The organism is Paragemmobacter kunshanensis, from assembly GCF_011059185.1.
Taxonomy (GTDB): domain Bacteria; phylum Pseudomonadota; class Alphaproteobacteria; order Rhodobacterales; family Rhodobacteraceae; genus Paragemmobacter; species Paragemmobacter kunshanensis.
Genome location: NZ_JAALFE010000011.1, coordinates 45,761 through 60,334 on the forward strand (window position 1 = coordinate 45,761; position 14,574 = coordinate 60,334).

Annotated in this window: 17 protein-coding genes; 3 read left to right on the top strand and 14 right to left on the bottom strand. The window is 65.7% G+C overall.

The features are described 5' to 3' along the window. Positions 1–6 precede the first annotated feature (6 nt). A complete protein-coding gene (locus tag G5V65_RS12270; protein WP_165050466.1) occupies positions 7–486 on the top strand; it encodes a c-type cytochrome in 480 nt (159 codons plus the stop codon). Between the two features lie 59 nt (positions 487–545). On the opposite strand, the gene urtE is transcribed toward G5V65_RS12270, so the two are convergent. The 8 genes from urtE to G5V65_RS12310 all read right to left on the bottom strand — a co-directional run bounded on the left by urtE (position 546) and on the right by G5V65_RS12310 (position 8,858). Then, complete coding sequence (gene urtE / locus G5V65_RS12275) at positions 546–1,241, bottom strand: urea ABC transporter ATP-binding subunit UrtE (RefSeq protein WP_165050468.1); 696 nt, start codon at positions 1,239–1,241, stop codon at positions 546–548. Continuing rightward, positions 1,241–1,984 (bottom strand): urea ABC transporter ATP-binding protein UrtD, encoded by a 744-nt coding sequence (gene urtD / locus G5V65_RS12280; RefSeq protein WP_165050470.1) that lies wholly within the window; start codon positions 1,982–1,984, stop codon positions 1,241–1,243. The genes urtE and urtD overlap by 1 nt, the downstream gene beginning before the upstream one ends. After that, entirely contained in the window at positions 1,981–3,231 is a 1,251-nt protein-coding gene (urtC, locus tag G5V65_RS12285) for an urea ABC transporter permease subunit UrtC (protein WP_165050472.1), read from the bottom strand. Before urtC ends, urtD begins: the two co-directional genes overlap by 4 nt. 100 nt (positions 3,232–3,331) lie before the next feature. After that, positions 3,332–5,281, bottom strand: coding sequence for an urea ABC transporter permease subunit UrtB (urtB, locus tag G5V65_RS12290; RefSeq protein ID WP_165050475.1), 1,950 nt, complete (start codon positions 5,279–5,281; stop codon positions 3,332–3,334). 62 nt (positions 5,282–5,343) lie between these two features. After that, positions 5,344–6,606 (bottom strand): urea ABC transporter substrate-binding protein, encoded by a 1,263-nt coding sequence (urtA, locus tag G5V65_RS12295; RefSeq protein ID WP_241250552.1) that lies wholly within the window; start codon positions 6,604–6,606, stop codon positions 5,344–5,346. Positions 6,607–7,030: 424 nt separating this feature from the next. Continuing rightward, positions 7,031–7,651, bottom strand: coding sequence for an urease accessory protein UreG (gene ureG, locus G5V65_RS12300; protein ID WP_165050479.1), 621 nt, complete (start codon positions 7,649–7,651; stop codon positions 7,031–7,033). Then, positions 7,648–8,286 carry an urease accessory protein UreF gene (locus tag G5V65_RS12305; RefSeq protein WP_165050480.1) on the bottom strand — a complete coding sequence of 213 codons (639 nt, stop codon included), beginning with the start codon at positions 8,284–8,286 and terminating at the stop codon, positions 7,648–7,650. Before G5V65_RS12305 ends, ureG begins: the two co-directional genes overlap by 4 nt. Next, entirely contained in the window at positions 8,283–8,858 is a 576-nt protein-coding gene (locus G5V65_RS12310; RefSeq protein WP_165050482.1) for an urease accessory protein UreE, read from the bottom strand. The genes G5V65_RS12305 and G5V65_RS12310 overlap by 4 nt, the downstream gene beginning before the upstream one ends. A 134-nt stretch (positions 8,859–8,992) precedes the next feature. On the opposite strand from G5V65_RS12310, the gene G5V65_RS12315 reads away from it, so the two are divergent. Continuing rightward, complete coding sequence (locus G5V65_RS12315; RefSeq protein ID WP_165050485.1) at positions 8,993–9,313, top strand: hypothetical protein; 321 nt, start codon at positions 8,993–8,995, stop codon at positions 9,311–9,313. A 56-nt stretch (positions 9,314–9,369) separates the two neighbouring features. Here the strand turns inward: G5V65_RS12315 and ureC are convergent, their stop codons facing one another. Beyond that, entirely contained in the window at positions 9,370–11,112 is a 1,743-nt protein-coding gene (gene ureC / locus G5V65_RS12320; protein ID WP_165050487.1) for an urease subunit alpha, read from the bottom strand. 163 nt (positions 11,113–11,275) lie between these two features. Between ureC and G5V65_RS12325 the strand changes: the two genes are divergently transcribed. Then, entirely contained in the window at positions 11,276–12,142 is an 867-nt protein-coding gene (locus tag G5V65_RS12325; protein WP_241250553.1) for a c-type cytochrome, read from the top strand. 26 nt (positions 12,143–12,168) lie between these two features. On the opposite strand, the gene G5V65_RS12330 is transcribed toward G5V65_RS12325, so the two are convergent. The 5 genes from G5V65_RS12330 to G5V65_RS12350 all read right to left on the bottom strand — a co-directional run bounded on the left by G5V65_RS12330 (position 12,169) and on the right by G5V65_RS12350 (position 14,567). After that, entirely contained in the window at positions 12,169–12,348 is a 180-nt protein-coding gene (locus tag G5V65_RS12330) for a hypothetical protein (protein WP_165050489.1), read from the bottom strand. Positions 12,349–12,354: 6 nt separating this feature from the next. Further along, entirely contained in the window at positions 12,355–12,759 is a 405-nt protein-coding gene (locus G5V65_RS12335) for a carboxymuconolactone decarboxylase family protein (RefSeq protein WP_165050491.1), read from the bottom strand. Beyond that, the gene (locus tag G5V65_RS12340) at positions 12,759–13,574 is read right to left on the bottom strand and encodes a cyclase family protein (protein WP_165050493.1); all 816 of its coding nucleotides are present in this window, start codon (positions 13,572–13,574) and stop codon (positions 12,759–12,761) included. The genes G5V65_RS12335 and G5V65_RS12340 overlap by 1 nt, the downstream gene beginning before the upstream one ends. 100 nt (positions 13,575–13,674) lie before the next feature. Further along, on the bottom strand, positions 13,675–13,980 hold the full coding sequence (locus tag G5V65_RS12345; RefSeq protein WP_165050495.1) for an urease subunit beta: 306 nt from the start codon (positions 13,978–13,980) through the stop codon (positions 13,675–13,677). 14 nt (positions 13,981–13,994) lie between these two features. Continuing rightward, the gene (locus tag G5V65_RS12350; protein WP_165050497.1) at positions 13,995–14,567 is read right to left on the bottom strand and encodes a HupE/UreJ family protein; all 573 of its coding nucleotides are present in this window, start codon (positions 14,565–14,567) and stop codon (positions 13,995–13,997) included. Positions 14,568–14,574: the final 7 nt, after the last annotated feature.

Here is a 14,574-nt window from a genome sequence, read left to right on the forward strand (position 1 = left end):
GATCCCATGAAGACCAGACTGACTGCCCTTGCCGTCCTTTCCACCGTCCTCGCTGCCCCCGCTTTTGCAGCCGGCGACGCCGAAGCGGGCGCCAAGGTGTTCAACAAGTGCCAGACCTGCCACGTCGTCGCGAATGAAGCGGGCGAAGTGCTGGCCGGCAAGAATGCCAAGACCGGCCCGAACCTTTACGGGATCGTCGGTCGTGCAGCGGGCACCTATCCGGAGTTCAAGTATGGCGAGTCGATCGTCGCCCTTGGCGCATCTGGCTTTGCCTGGACGGAAGAGGATATCGTGGCCTATGTCGCCGATCCGGCCAAGTTCCTGAAGGAAAAGACGGGCGACAGCAAGGCCAAGTCGAAGATGTCGTTCAAGCTGACAAATGCGACCGAGGCGGCGAATGTGGCGGCCTTCCTTGCCAGCTTCTCGGCCGCGCCAGCCGCCGCAGAAGGCGAGGCGGCCCCCGCCGAGGGCGAAGCGACCAACTGATCCGACCTTGTCACGACCGATGATGGAAGGGCCGCCACTGGGCGGCCCTTTCCGCATTGTCAGACCGAGACCGTGGCCCGCAGCACATCCTGAGACAGATCGGCCTTGCTGCCCTGCAAGGCCACCGCCCCGCGCTTCAGCACATAGAACCGGTCCGCCAGCCCATAGGCAAAATCGAAATACTGCTCGACCAGGATGATCGCCATGTCGCCCTTGCCGCGCAGATAGGAAATCACCCGCCCGATCTGCTGGATGATGTTCGGCTGGATCCCCTCGGTCGGTTCATCCAGAAGCAGGACGCGCGGCCGCATGATCATCGCCCGCGCAATCGCCAGTTGCTGTTGCTGACCGCCGGACAGGTCGCCCCCCCGCCGATGCCCCATGTCCTTCAGCACCGGGAACAGCTCGTAGATTTCGTCGGGGATGCGATGTTCGGAGCGTGGAAGCAGCGCAAAGGCCGTCTCCATGTTCTCTTTCACCGTCAGCAGCGGAAAGATCATCCGCCCCTGCGGCACCACCGCCAGACCGCGCTGCGCCATGCCCTGCGGCGGCACCTTCGGCACCTCTTCCCCGCCAAGGAACACCCGTCCCCCCGACCGCGGATGCGTCCCCGCCAAGGCCTTCAGGAGCGAGGTCTTGCCCACCCCGTTCGTCCCCATCACGCAGGTCACTTCCCCCGCCTTCGCCTCCATGTCGATGCCATGAAGGATCTGCGACCCGCCGTAATGCAGCGTCAGCCCCTCGGTCCTGATCATCACCCGCGCCCCAGATAGACTTCGATCACCTGTTGGTTCTTCGTGACGTGATCCAGCGACCCTTCGGCCAGAACCGCCCCTTCATGCAGCACCGTCACCTTGCAGTTCAGCCGCCGCACGAATTCCATGTCATGCTCCACCACCACCACCGCGCGGGTCTTGGCCATCTCCACCAAGAGCGCCGTCGTATGTTCCCGCTCTGCCAGCGTCATCCCCGCCGCAGGTTCATCCACCAGCAGAAGGCGGGGTTCCTGCGCCAGCAGCATCCCGATCTCCAGCCATTGCTTCTGCCCATGGCTCAACTCCCCCGCCTTGCGCGGCAGGTGGTCGGCCAGCCCCACCTCTTGTGCCAATGCTTCTACCCTGGTGCGGTCTTCGGGCCTTTCCTTCCAGAACAGCACCCTCCACGGCGCGCGATGCGCCTTGAGCGCCATGGTCAGGTTCTCGGCCACTGTCTGATCCTCGAACACCGTGGGCCGCTGGAACTTGCGCCCCACCCCTGCCCGCGCGATCTGCGCCTCGGACAGCGACAGCAGCGAGACCGACCTTTCGCCAAAGGTGACGGAGCCGGTATCGGGCCGCGTCTTGCCGGTCACGATATCCATGAAGGTCGTCTTGCCCGCCCCGTTCGGCCCGATGATCGCACGAAGCTCCTGCGCGCCGATGGAAAAGGACAGGTTGTTGATCGCCCGGAACCCGTCGAAGGTCACCGACACGCCCGACACTTCCAGAAGCGCGCTCATTCCTTCGCCTCCTTCTCCATCAGCGCCCCGTCATCCGGCCCCAGCGCCGCGCCCTTCCGGTCCGGCGCGCGCACCCCCTGCCACAGGTCGAACACCCCCCCGATCCCCTTGGGCGCAAACAGCGTCACCGCCACGAAGGACAGGCCCAAGAGTACCAGCCACCAATCCACCCAGTTGATCGTATAGAAGCCCAAGGGCACTGAAGGCGCCCGCCCCCCGGTGAACCACGACGACAGAAGCGACACGAAGGCCGCCCCGATCACCGCACCATACAGCCGCCCGCGCCCGCCGATGGCAACCCAGACCGCCAGATAGATCGACGCGATGGGCGCCAGTTCCGCCGGATTGATGATTCCCGCCTGCGGATAGTAAAGCGCCCCCGCAATCGCCGCGATCACCGCCGTCAGGGTGAAGACGAAAAGCTTATATCCTTCAACGGAATAGCCAAGGAACCGCACCCGCTGCTCGTCATCCCGGATGGCCCGGATCACCGATCCGAACTTGCCCGACACGACCCAGGCCAGCAGCACGTAACCAAGACCCAGCGCCAGCGCCGACGCCCAGAAGAACCAGACCGACACCCGATCCTGCGACACCTCCGCCAACCCCGGCATGTTCTGCAACCCCGACAAGCCGTTGTTGCCGCGCAGCCCGCTGTCGTTCTGGAACAGATAGAGCGCCAGCGCCAAGGTCATCGCCTGCGTCAGGATCGACAGATACACCCCCGTCACGCGCGACCGGAAGGCCAACCACCCGAAGACCAGCGCCAGCACCCCCGGCACCGCCACGACCAACGCCAGCTGCGCCCAGAAACTATGCGCAAAGACCCAGATCGGCGGCAATTCCGACGCCCCCACGACGCCGAAGATCTGCACCGCGATCCCCTGCCCTATCTCCTCCGGCGTGGCAGGCAGCCCCCCCTGCGCCAGCGCCGCGACCACGATCTCCTCGGTCCGCGCATACATCAGCCACATGCCCAGCATGTAGCCGCCAAGGGCAAAGAATGCCATGTGGCCAAGGCTCAGGATGCCCGCATAGCCCCAGATCAGGTCCATCGCCAGGGCGACAAGGCAGAGGCACAAAGTCTTGCCCAGCGTCTTGACGAAGGACGTGGACAGGAACGCCACCCCATAGGCTTCGGACAGCACCGTCACGCCCAGCGTGAAGAGGGCAAGGATCAGGATGAACCACAGGACGGATGGGTTCTTGGCAAGGAAGGAACGCTCGACGGAGGTTTGGCGCGTCATGTCAGCCTCGCGCATTGCATCGCCTGCGGGACCGGGGGTTTCACACCCCCGGACCCCCGTGGGATATTTGACAACGGAAAATGAGGGTAAGACATCACCATCAATCCCCCGCCGCGCGGCCCTTGAGGGCGATGATCCCCCTCGGGCGGAACTGGATGAAGAGGATGATGAACAGGATCATGTAGGTCTGCGCCGCCAGCGTGTTCGACGGGTTCAGCCATTCGATCCCCTTCTGCAGCACGCCGATCAGCGCGGCCCCCGCCAGCGTCCCCCAGATGTTGCCGACGCCGCCCACCACCACCGTCATGAAGCTTTGCACGATGTAGTCGGACCCGAGCTCCGACGTCACCTTGGCGAAGAGGCCGATGGCCACCCCGGCGATCCCCGCAATGCCCGACCCCAGACCGAAGGTCAGCATGTTTATGCGGTCCGGGTTGATCCCCATGCTCGCCGCCATGGAGGGGTTCTGCGTGACCGCGCGAACCTCCAGCCCCAGCCGCGTCTTCTTCATCAGCCAGAGGAAGAACAGAAGGAACACCAGCGCCAGCACGAAGATGGCAATTCGGATATAGCTGATCGACACGACGTCGTTGAAGGTCAGCGCCCCGTCGAGCCAAGCCGGCGCCGTCAGGGGCCGCGCCTGCGTGCCGAAGATGTTCTTGGCAATCTGCTGCAATGCGATGGAAATGCCGAAGGTCGCCAAGAGCGTCTCCAGCGGGCGCTTGTAGAGGTGGCGGATCACCAGCCGCTCCATCGCAACGCCCGCGGCAAAGGTCACGGCAAAGGCCAGGGGCAGCGCCAAGATGATCGACAATGTGTAATTCGTGATGAACAGCTGGACCACATAGCCCGTATAGGCGCCCATCATGATGAATTCGCCATGCGCCATGTTGATGACGCGCATCACGCCGAAGGTGATGGCAAGGCCGATGGCCGCAAGGAAATAGATCGAGGCCAGCGATATGGCATCCAGCGCAAGGTCCGCCGTCTGCATTGCGCCGACCTTGATCGTGATCGCATCCAGCGCCGCCCTGGCCGCCGTGGTCACGGCAGGGTCGGGCTCGGCATAGACTTCGGCAAAGCGATGGGCGGCGATGGCCGCCGCGACCTCGGAATCCGTGGCAGCGGGCGGCACGGTTCCTGCCGCCTCCAGCGCCGTATAGGCCCGGTCGCGCGCGTCCTGCGTGCCGAGTTCGGCCACAGGCACGCCACCCACGGCCCCGTCCACGATATTGGCGACCAGCGCCGCGCGGGCCTCTTCCACTGTCAGCCGTGCAGGCGCCATTCCGGCGGCGACAAGCAGGTCATGAGCCTCGACCTCTGTCAGGTCCTCACCCGGCACGAGGTCGCGCGCAAGGTTCGCCCCTTCGGACGGTTCGCCCGCAAAGGCCACGCGCGACGTCGCCAGCAACGGGTTCAGCGCCCCGCGCAGATCAAGGCCAAGGTCCGCCCCGAACCCCTCGATGGCCGCGACCCGGGCCGCGCTGTCAGGGTCGAAGCGCAGGGTCAGAAGACGCTCCAGCCGTTCCTTCTGAGCCTTCAGAACAGGGTCGGTCTCACCGGGAATGGCCACGCGCAAGGGCGCAAGATGCGACTCTTCGGGATCGCGTGCGATCGAGGTCAAGGCCTCTGCCCGCGTCTCCGGGTCCGGGTCCGAAAGCGTGAACTGGACGAGTGCCGTCGCGATCAGGCCGCGCACCCCTGCATTGGGGCGCAATTCCACCATGTCGGATTTCGGGGCCGTCCCGGCATCTGCCCCGGTCAGGTCACGCAGGATCCACTGATGCCCGCTTGCCTCGATCAGGAAGAAGACGCCATCCGCCTTGCGCAGGCCCAGCCCCTTTTCGGCCCATGCCGCCAGAACGGTGGCGGCGACAGGGTCGCCACTGGCGGCCAGCGCATCGATCACCGGCCCGATCTTCGCCCGTGTCGGCTTTTCCACCAAAGCGCGGTTTTCGTTCAGGATTTCGGCAGCGGTGCCCTGCGCCTCTGCCAGTCCCGGCAAGGCCAGCAGCAGCGCCGTGGCAAGGGAAAGAAGGAAATGTCGCATGATACCCTGCGGCAAGGAAAAGGGGGGCCGGATCATCCAGCCCCCCGCATGTCGCGACTGGATCAGTAGTTCGACTTGATCTGGACGCAGGTCTTCGTCTCGGTGTTGTACATCCCGCAGTCGAGGTTCTGCCAATCGGCCTCCAGCACCGCCGATTCCGGCAGGAAGTCGGTCCAGGCGTCGCCGGGGACGGGTTCGGTCTGGCTGATGATGTCGAACTGCCCATCCGCGCGGATCTCGCCGATCAGGACCGGCTTGGTCAGGTGGTGGTTCGGCAGCATCTTGGCGATGCCCCCGGTCAGGTTCGGCACTTCCAGCCCATACATCGCCTCGCGTACCGCATCCACATCGGTGGTTCCGGCCTTTTCAACGGCCTGCACCCACATGTTGAAGCCGATGACATGGGCCTCCATCGGGTCATTGGTCACGCGCTCGGGCCCGGCGAAGGCCTTCCACTTTTCGATGAAGGCCGCATTTTCCGGCGTATCGGCCGACTGGAAGTAGTTCCAGGCCGCCAGATGGCCGACGAGGTTTGACGTATCCAGACCCGAGAGTTCCTCTTCGCCCACCGAGAAGGCGACGACGGGGATTTCATCGGCAGAGACGCCAGCCGCTGCCAATTCCTTGTAGAAGCCGATATTGGCATCGCCGTTGATGGTGGAGATCACACCCACCTTCTTGCCATCCGCGCCCAGCGCCACGACATCGGCCACGATCTTGGACCAGTCGGAATGGCCGAAGGGCGTATAGTTCACGAAGATGTCTTCCTTCGCGATGCCCTTGGAGACGAGGTAGGATTCAAGGATGTTGTTCGTGGTGCGCGGATAGACATAGTCCGTCCCCAGAAGCGCGAACTTCTCTACCCCCAGTTCCTCGAGGAAGTAGTCCGTCGCCGGGATCGCCTGCTGGTTCGGCGCGGCGCCAGTGTAGAAGACGTTCTTGGACGATTCCTCGCCCTCATACTGCACCGGATAGAACAGCAGGCCGTTCAGTTCCTCGATCACCGGCAGCACCGATTTGCGCGAAACGGAGGTCCAGCAGCCGAACATCACGTCCACATTGGACACGGTCAGCAATTCGCGCGCCTTTTCCGCAAAGAGCGGCCAGTCGGAGGCCGGATCGACCACGACCGCCTCGAGCTGCTTGCCAAGCAGGCCGCCCTTGGCGTTCTGCTCTTCGATCAGCATCAGCATCGTGTCCTTCAGCGTCGTCTCCGAAATCGCCATCGTGCCCGACAGCGAATGCAGGACGCCGACCTTGATCGTCTCCTCCTGCGCCAGCGCGGCACCGGCGAGGGCCATGCCCATCGCGCCACTCAGCATCATTCCCTTCAATCCGTTCATGGATCTTCCTCTTTCCAGAGGCCAGCCGAAGGCACCCTTCCCTTTCCCGGGGCGGGTGACTATCTTCGACAGGCAACTTCGGTTGCACCTCGTGCGGCGGGGGCGGACTTCCACATCATGTCCCCTGCCGCACATCCCTGTTCCTGACGGGTCCGTTCCGTCCCCGCAGGCAAAGAAGAACGCCTTCGCCGCGCTGCGGCAATCGCCGCCGCAGGAACAGGCAGTGCGGAAGGCAAAACCACCCGCATCCGCCCAAACCTTCCGCAGTTCGCAGGCCGTCGCCGAAGTTTTGGGCGATCACTAACCCGGCATCTGCCGACTCAGGCCGCATCCGGGCGGCAAAGTGTCGGAAATGCGGAAGGCCGGGTCATGATGACCCGGCCTTTTTCCTCTTGCTGCCCGGATTTCAGGCTGCCAGCACCAGACCGCCTTCGCGGCGCAGGAAATCGACGATCTCGGCCACGCCCTGCCCCTGCCGGAGCCGTGCCATCACATAGGGGCGGCTTCCCCTCGCCCGGCGCGTGTCCTCTTCCAGCAGCACCGGATCGACCCCGACATAGGGCGCGAGATCGGTCTTGTTCACCACCAGAAGATCGGACCGGGTGACCCCTGGCCCGCGCTTGCGCGGGATGTCCTGCCCCGCCGCCGTGTCGATCACATAGATCGTCAGGTCGGCCAGTTCCGGGCTGTAGGTCGCGGCGAGATTGTCGCCGCCGCTTTCGATCAGGATCAGGTCGAGGTCGGGGAAGGCCCCGCGCAGATCGGCAACGGCGGCAAGGTTGATGCTGGCATCCTCGCGGATCGCCGTATGGGGGCAGCCGCCGGTTTCCACCCCCCGGATCCGTTCGGCCGGCAGGACCTGCGCGCGCATCAGGTATTCGGCATCCTCGCGCGTGTAGATGTCATTGGTGATCACCGCCATGGAACAGCGATGCGCCAGCGCCCGGCAAAGCTGTTCGGTCAGCGTGGTCTTGCCCACGCCGACCGGGCCGCCGATGCCCACCCGCAATGGTCCATTGGATGTCATGTCTTGAAGATCCTCACGTCGAGTGTTTCATGGCGCATCGCGGCCAGATCCGCGCCCAAGGCCGCGCTTTCCAGCGCATCGGGGCCAAGGGTCGATGCGGTTTCCGCCAGGGATGCGATCAGGGGATGCAGGGCCGCCAATGCGGCCTGCCCTTCCGTCTGGCCCAGAGGAACGAAACGCACGGCGGCCGAGACGAGGTTGCTGGCGAAGGCGTGCAGATAAAGCGCGATCACCTGCGCCGCGGGCAGGCCAAGCCCTGCCGCCGCCGCCCCGAAGGCCACGGGAAGGGGGGCCGACAGCGCCGCCTGCCCTGTCAGCGCCGCGACAGTGCGGGCGAAGGCTTCGCCCTGTTCCGTGGTTTCCCGCAACCGTTCTGCCGAAGGCTGGACGGCGCGCGACAGTGTGGCAAGCGCCGCGTGATCCGCCCCGGGCTGCAGCGAAGCGGCCAGAAGGATGGCATCCTGCCGCCCGGCACCAAAGCGCAGGACATCGGCCAGCCAGGCCTCCAGATCGGCGGCAGAGCGGATGCCGCCATCCGCGATCACCTGCTCCATGCCGTGGGAATAGGCGAAGCCCCCCGTCGGAAAGGCGGGCGACAGCCATTGCACCAGCGTCATCAGGGCATCGGCGGTCATTCCTCGGGCGGCTCCGCCTCGTCCTCATCGGTGCGATGCGAGGCATGGTGATGCACCTGCATGCTGCCCGGCGGATGTGCATGCGCCAGGGTAAAGACATGCGGCACATGGCCATGGCCGTGGTCATGGCCCATGGTGCGGCCATGGCCATAGGCCCCGCCTTCGGGACGGAAGGGTTCCATCGCATGGGTGACGGTTGCGCCAAGTTGCACCAGCATCGCCTTCAGCACATGATCGTCACGGATCACGAGGCGGTCTTCCTCGATCTGGCAGGGCGTGTGGCGGTTGCCGACATGCCAGGCCAGACGCGGCAGATCCCCCTGCACGACAAGCACCGGCTCTGCCGCGGCCTCGACCGCGATCAGCCGCCCGTCGAGCAGTTCGAAGCAATCCCCCGCGTCGACGCTGACGGTTTCGGGCAGGTCGATCATCACACCGCGTTCCGACACGGTCATCAGCCGTTTGCGCCGCAGGAACCTTTCATCATAGCCCAGCACCACATGATCGACGGGCTGGCGGGTTCCCAGCACGGCATGGCGGACAAGGGATTGGGCGAGGGGATAATCGGTCATGTGGTCCTGTCCTTCCGGAGGATGGCCAGGCCTGCGCCGGGCCGGAGGGCGGCATGGGCGCGTTTTGGCGATGCCTCCTCATCGCTTCTTAACCTGCGCCTGCGAGCCTTGCGAAAGCAAGAAGGGAGTCGCCGATGCATCACCTGTCCCCAGCCGATGAACTGGCCGAGATCCGGGCCGAAATCGCCCGTCTCAAGGCGCGCGAGGCGCGTCTGCGCGAAAGCCTGATCAATGCCGCTCCTGCGGCACTGGTCGGGCGCTGGCACCGGGTGGAGGTGGCTGAACAGCGCCATCGCATCTTTGATCCCGCGCTGCTGCCGCCCGCCATCCGCGAAAACCCCGCCTACTGGCGCGACAGGGTGCAGACCACGGTCCGGACGGTTGCCGTCCAGGCGGGACCGCCGCGCCCCGGCTGGCCGATCCGCCGCGCGGGCGATCAGCGCGCCATGCATTGAGCGGCTGGCCGGGTGCGGCACGGCAGCGGGCGGAAGGCAGGTTCGGGGAAACATGGTCAGAACAGGAAATACCGTTGCGCGAGGGGAAGCTCTGCCGCCGGCTGGCAGGTGAGCAGGACGCCATCGGCGCGCACCTCGTAGGTTTCGGGATCGACCTCGATCTGCGGGGTGGCATCGTTCAGGCGCATGTCGCGTTTGCCGATGCCACGGCAGCCCTCGACAGCGACAACCTCTTTCGCCAGGCCATAGGCCCCCTTCACATCCGCCTCCAGCCCGGCCCGGCTGACGAAGGTTACCGCATTGCGGACGAGGCTGCCCCCGAAGGCCCCGAACATGGGCCGCGTATGCACCGGCTGCGGCGTGGGGATGGAGGCGTTGGGATCGCCCATCTGCGCCACGACGATGCAGCCGCCGATCAGCACCATGTCGGGCTTTGCCCCGAAGAAGGCGGGCGACCATAGCACCAGATCGGCGCGCTTCCCCTCTTCCACGCTGCCGATATGGGGCGAAAGACCGTGGGCGATGGCGGGGTTGATCGTGTATTTGGCGATGTAGCGGCGGACGCGGAGATTGTCATTCTCGCCCTGTTCGCCCTCAAGCCGCCCGCGCTGCTGCTTCATCTTGTGCGCCGTCTGCCAGGTGCGGGTGATCACCTCGCCCACGCGGCCCATCGCCTGACTGTCGGAAGAGATCACCGAGAAGGCGCCCAGATCGTGCAGGATATCCTCGGCCGCGATGGTTTCGCGCCGGATGCGGGATTCGGCGAAGGCCACATCCTCGGGCACCTTGCGATCGAGGTGGTGGCAGACCATCAGCATGTCGAGATGTTCTTCGATCGTGTTCACCGTATAGGGCATCGTGGGGTTGGTGGAGGACGGCAGGATGTTCTGGCTGCCCACCACCTTGATGATGTCGGGCGCGTGGCCGCCCCCTGCCCCTTCGGTGTGGAAGGCATGGATGGTGCGCCCGCGGATCGCGGCGAGGGTGTTTTCGACGAAGCCGGATTCGTTCAGCGTGTCGGTATGGATCATCACCTGAACATCCATCGCATCGGCCACCGTCAGGCAGCAGTCGATGGCGGCGGGGGTTGTGCCCCAATCCTCGTGCAGTTTCAGGCAGGAGGCCCCGGCGCGGACCTGTTCCTCCAGCGCGGCGGGAAGCGAGGCATTGCCCTTGCCCGCAAAGGCGAGGTTCATGGGAAAGGCATCCGCCGCCTGCATCATCCGCATGATGTGCCAGGGCCCCGGCGTGCAGGTGGTGGCCAGCGTGCCATGGGCAGGCCCGGTGCCGCCGCCCAGCATGGTGGTGATGCCGGAATGCAGCGCATCGTCGATCTGCTGGGGCGCGATGAAATGGATATGGGCGTCCATGCCGCCCGCCGTCAGGATGCGCCCCTCGCCCGCGATGATCTCGGTCCCCGGGCCGATGATCACGTCGACGCCCGGCTGCGTATCGGGATTGCCGGCCTTGCCGATCCTGGCGATCCGCCCGTCGCGCAGGCCGACATCGGCCTTGTAGATCCCCGTCCAGTCCACAATCAGCGCATTGGTAATCACCGTGTCCATCGCCCCAGCCGCGCGGGTGATCTGGCTTTGCCCCATGCCGTCGCGGATGACCTTGCCGCCGCCGAACTTCACCTCTTCGCCATAGCGCGGGGCATTGGCCCCACCGGCAGAGCGTTCGGCGATCAGGTCACGCTCCACCTCGATGATCAGATCGGTATCGCCCAGTCGCAGCCTGTCCCCCACGGTGGGACCATACATGTCGGCATAGGCGGCGCGGGAGATGGCGAAGGGCATCGGATCACTCCTGAAGGGGGCGGGATGGCAGGATCAGCGCGTGCCGCGCCGCTGACAGATTGACGCAAGCGGGGGGCCGGGTGCATGCTTTCGGATATGTGGCCCGTGCCGCGGCACGGGGGTCGCCTGGTAAGCCGAACCCAACAAAATCAAGGAAAAAGCCATGACGAGGGACGTCACTTTTCGCGGGCATCTGCCTGCCCTGCTTTCGGCAATTCTCATGATGGCAAGCGCCGCGAATGCCGAACCCAGCCTTGAGCGCGGCGAATACCTCGTCCGCGGGCCGGGCGGATGCGGGAATTGCCACACCCCGATGGGGCCCGAAGGCCCTCTGATGGATCTCGAACTGACGGGCCGCGTGGTGGAGGATATCGAGCCCTTCCGTGCCGTAGCCCCCAACCTGACGCCTGCCGGGCGGATAGCGGGTTGGTCCGACGCGGATCTGGCGAAGGCCATCCGCGAGGGGCTGCGTCCCGACGGCACGCTGATCGGGCCACCGATGCCCTTCACCATGTATCGCGGCCTGTCGGATGACGACCTTGCCTCGATGGTGATGTTCCTGCGCAGCCTGCCCGCCGTGGAAAGCGCCGCGCCCTTGCCTGTTTCGGAGTATCGTATCCCGCTGCCCCCCGCCTATGGCCCCCCGGTCGAAAGCGTCAGCGCGCCGCCGGCAGGAGTGACGGCGGAATATGGGGCCTATCTGGCCGGGCCTGTCGCGCATTGCATGGAATGTCATACAACCATGGGGCCGCAGGGGCCGATGGTGGGCACCCATCTTGGCGCGGGAGGGTTCGAATTTCACGGGCCCTGGGGCACTTCGGTCGCGTCGAACCTGACCAGCCATGCGGATGGGCTGGCAGGCTATGACGATGCCGAGATCGCGGCCATGATCACCGAAGGCAGGCGCCCCGATGGCAGCGCGATGCTGCCGCCCATGCCCTATGGGCATTTCAAGGCCTTCACGCCCGATGATCTGGCGGCCGTGATCCTGTATCTGCGCAGTCTGCCCCCGATCCCCGATCAGGGCTGACCACCGCCGGAGGGCGGAGGGGGCAATCATCCCTTCGCCCGCCGCTTTCCCGCAGGAGTGCCGGGATGGGCCTGCGCGGACAAGGCAGGCACCGCCCCCGGCATCCACCAGAGGGCAAGCTGCCATGCCCCGCTGAGCATGCGCTGCTGCATTTCAAGCGCGCCGAAAGCCAGCTCCATCTGCATGCGGATCGCGTCGCAAGGCATTATCCCCTACCCTCCCTTTACGTCAAACCGTTCATCCACCGGCACCTGCAGCGCTGTGGCCAGCGCGTTGGTCTGCGCGGCCATGGCGATCACGGCCAGCAATTCGCCATGCTGTGCCTCGGTCATGCCCTTTGCCCGTGCCGCCGCCGTGTGGGAATGGATGCAATAGCTGCATCCATTGGCGACCGAGACGGCGACATAGATCATCTCCTTGACCAGCGGATCGAGCGTGCCGGGCCCCATCACCGCCTGCAGCCGGTCCCATGTGGCGCGCAGCAAGGCCGGATCGGCGGCCAGCGCGCGCCAGAAGTTGTTGACGTAATCGGTCTGCCGTTTGGTGCGGATGTCGTCGAAGACGGCGAGGGCCTCGGCCCCCGCCTCTGCGTCCGAAAGGATCGGAACCACGGCCATCAGACCACCGCCATCACGCGGGCCGGGCCGCCCGTGCCGCCCTTGTGCTTGGGCGCGCCGATGAAGACGGTCGCGCCGGTGGCGGGCAGGCCGTCAAGTCCGGCGAGGTTCTCGATCCCGAAGCGCCCGCCCGGAAGCCAGCTGAAATGCACCGCGAAATCGGCGGAATTGCCGGGATCGAGCGAGAGCGTGTCCACCCCGATGCAAGCCACGTCGAGCCCCGCCAGCATGTCCGTCGCGGCCTTGCTGAAGCCGGGGAAGGCGAACTTGCCTTCGGGATCGTTGCGGAAGGAAGGATCGCCCACCTTCGCCGCCCAGCCGGAATTCATCGCGACGCAGGATCCGGCGGGGATTTCGCCATTGGCGCTGACCCAGGCTTCGATATCGGCGGGTTCGACCATGGCGTTGGGATCTTCCGCGGCCTTTGCCTTCAGGTCGATGATGCAGAGCGGGCAGACCAGACGTTCGGGGGCGAGATCGGCGACGGAGGTGCCGTCTTCGGTGAAATGCAGCGGCGCGTCGATATGGGTGCCGGTATGTTCGTAGATCGTCAGCTTCCAGAGCTGATAGCCGGAATCGGCGAATTTCACCGCCGGTTCGTAAAGGATGCCGGGATTGCCGTCGAAGGTGGGGAAAGCGCCGTCATAGGCATGGGTCAGGTCCACCACACGGCCTGCGGCCTGCGCAAGCGCGGGCTTGGCCGTGGTCAGGCCCGAGGCCATGACGGCAGCGGTGGTTGCGGCGGCGCCGGTGAACAGGGCGCGGCGCGACAGCATGGATTTCTTCACGGAGTCGATCAGACAGGCATCACACATCGGTCAATCCTCTCTCTGCTGGTTGCAACGGACGGGGCCGGTCCGGCATCCGCCCGAGGCGTTCAGCGTTCCATCCGCCCAGCCCTCGCGTCAAGCGAAGTCACAGCGGCCCCATCACCCTTGCGTTGAAACCATAGACCTCGCGCCCGCCTGACAGCGGCACCAGATGCACCTCGCGGCTTTGGCCCGGTTCGAAGCGCACCGCCGTTCCGGCCGGGATGTCCAGCCGCTTGCCCATCGCGGCCGCCCGGTCGAAGGCCAGACCCGGATTGGTTTCGGCGAAATGGTAGTGGCTGCCCACCTGCACCGGGCGGTCGCCGGTATTGGCGACCATCAGAACCGTCACCTCGGCCCCGTCATTCAGGATTATCTCGCCCTCGGCTGGGAAAATCTCACCCGGGATCATCGCAGGCGCCCCCCTTAGCCGAAGACCAGCGACAGGCCGCCCAGCGCCGTGCCGACGCCCAGAAGCCGAAGCGTTCCGCTTGCGGCAAGGCGGTTCAGGGCAAGCCCGATGGCAAGCCCCACGAGATGCAGCCCCATCGTCGCCAGGGCAAAGCCCGCCGCATAGAGCGCAAGCCCCGTCTCCGGCCCTTCGGCCCCATGGGCATGGCCGTGGAAGAGGCCGAAGGCCGCCACGGCCAACGCCGCCCAGCCCGGCGGAAGGCGCAGCGCGAGGGCCGCCGCCACGCCCAGAAGGACGACCGAGGCAAGGATCATCGGCTCTACCCCCGGCAGGGGCAGACCCGCGAGGCCAAGCATCCCCCCGGCCAGCATCGCCCCGACAAAGGCCAGCGGCAGCGCCCAGAGCGCCCGCCCGCCCAGCATCGCGGCCCAGAGGCCGACGGCCAGCATCGCCAGCAGGTGATCCATGCCGCCGACGGGATGGCCAAGACCGGAAAGGAAGCCGGAGCCGTGCCCTTCATGGGCCAGAACGGCCGCGGGCATGGCCACGAGGAGGGCCGACAGAAGCAGGGAAGACCGGATTGCCATGGCGGAT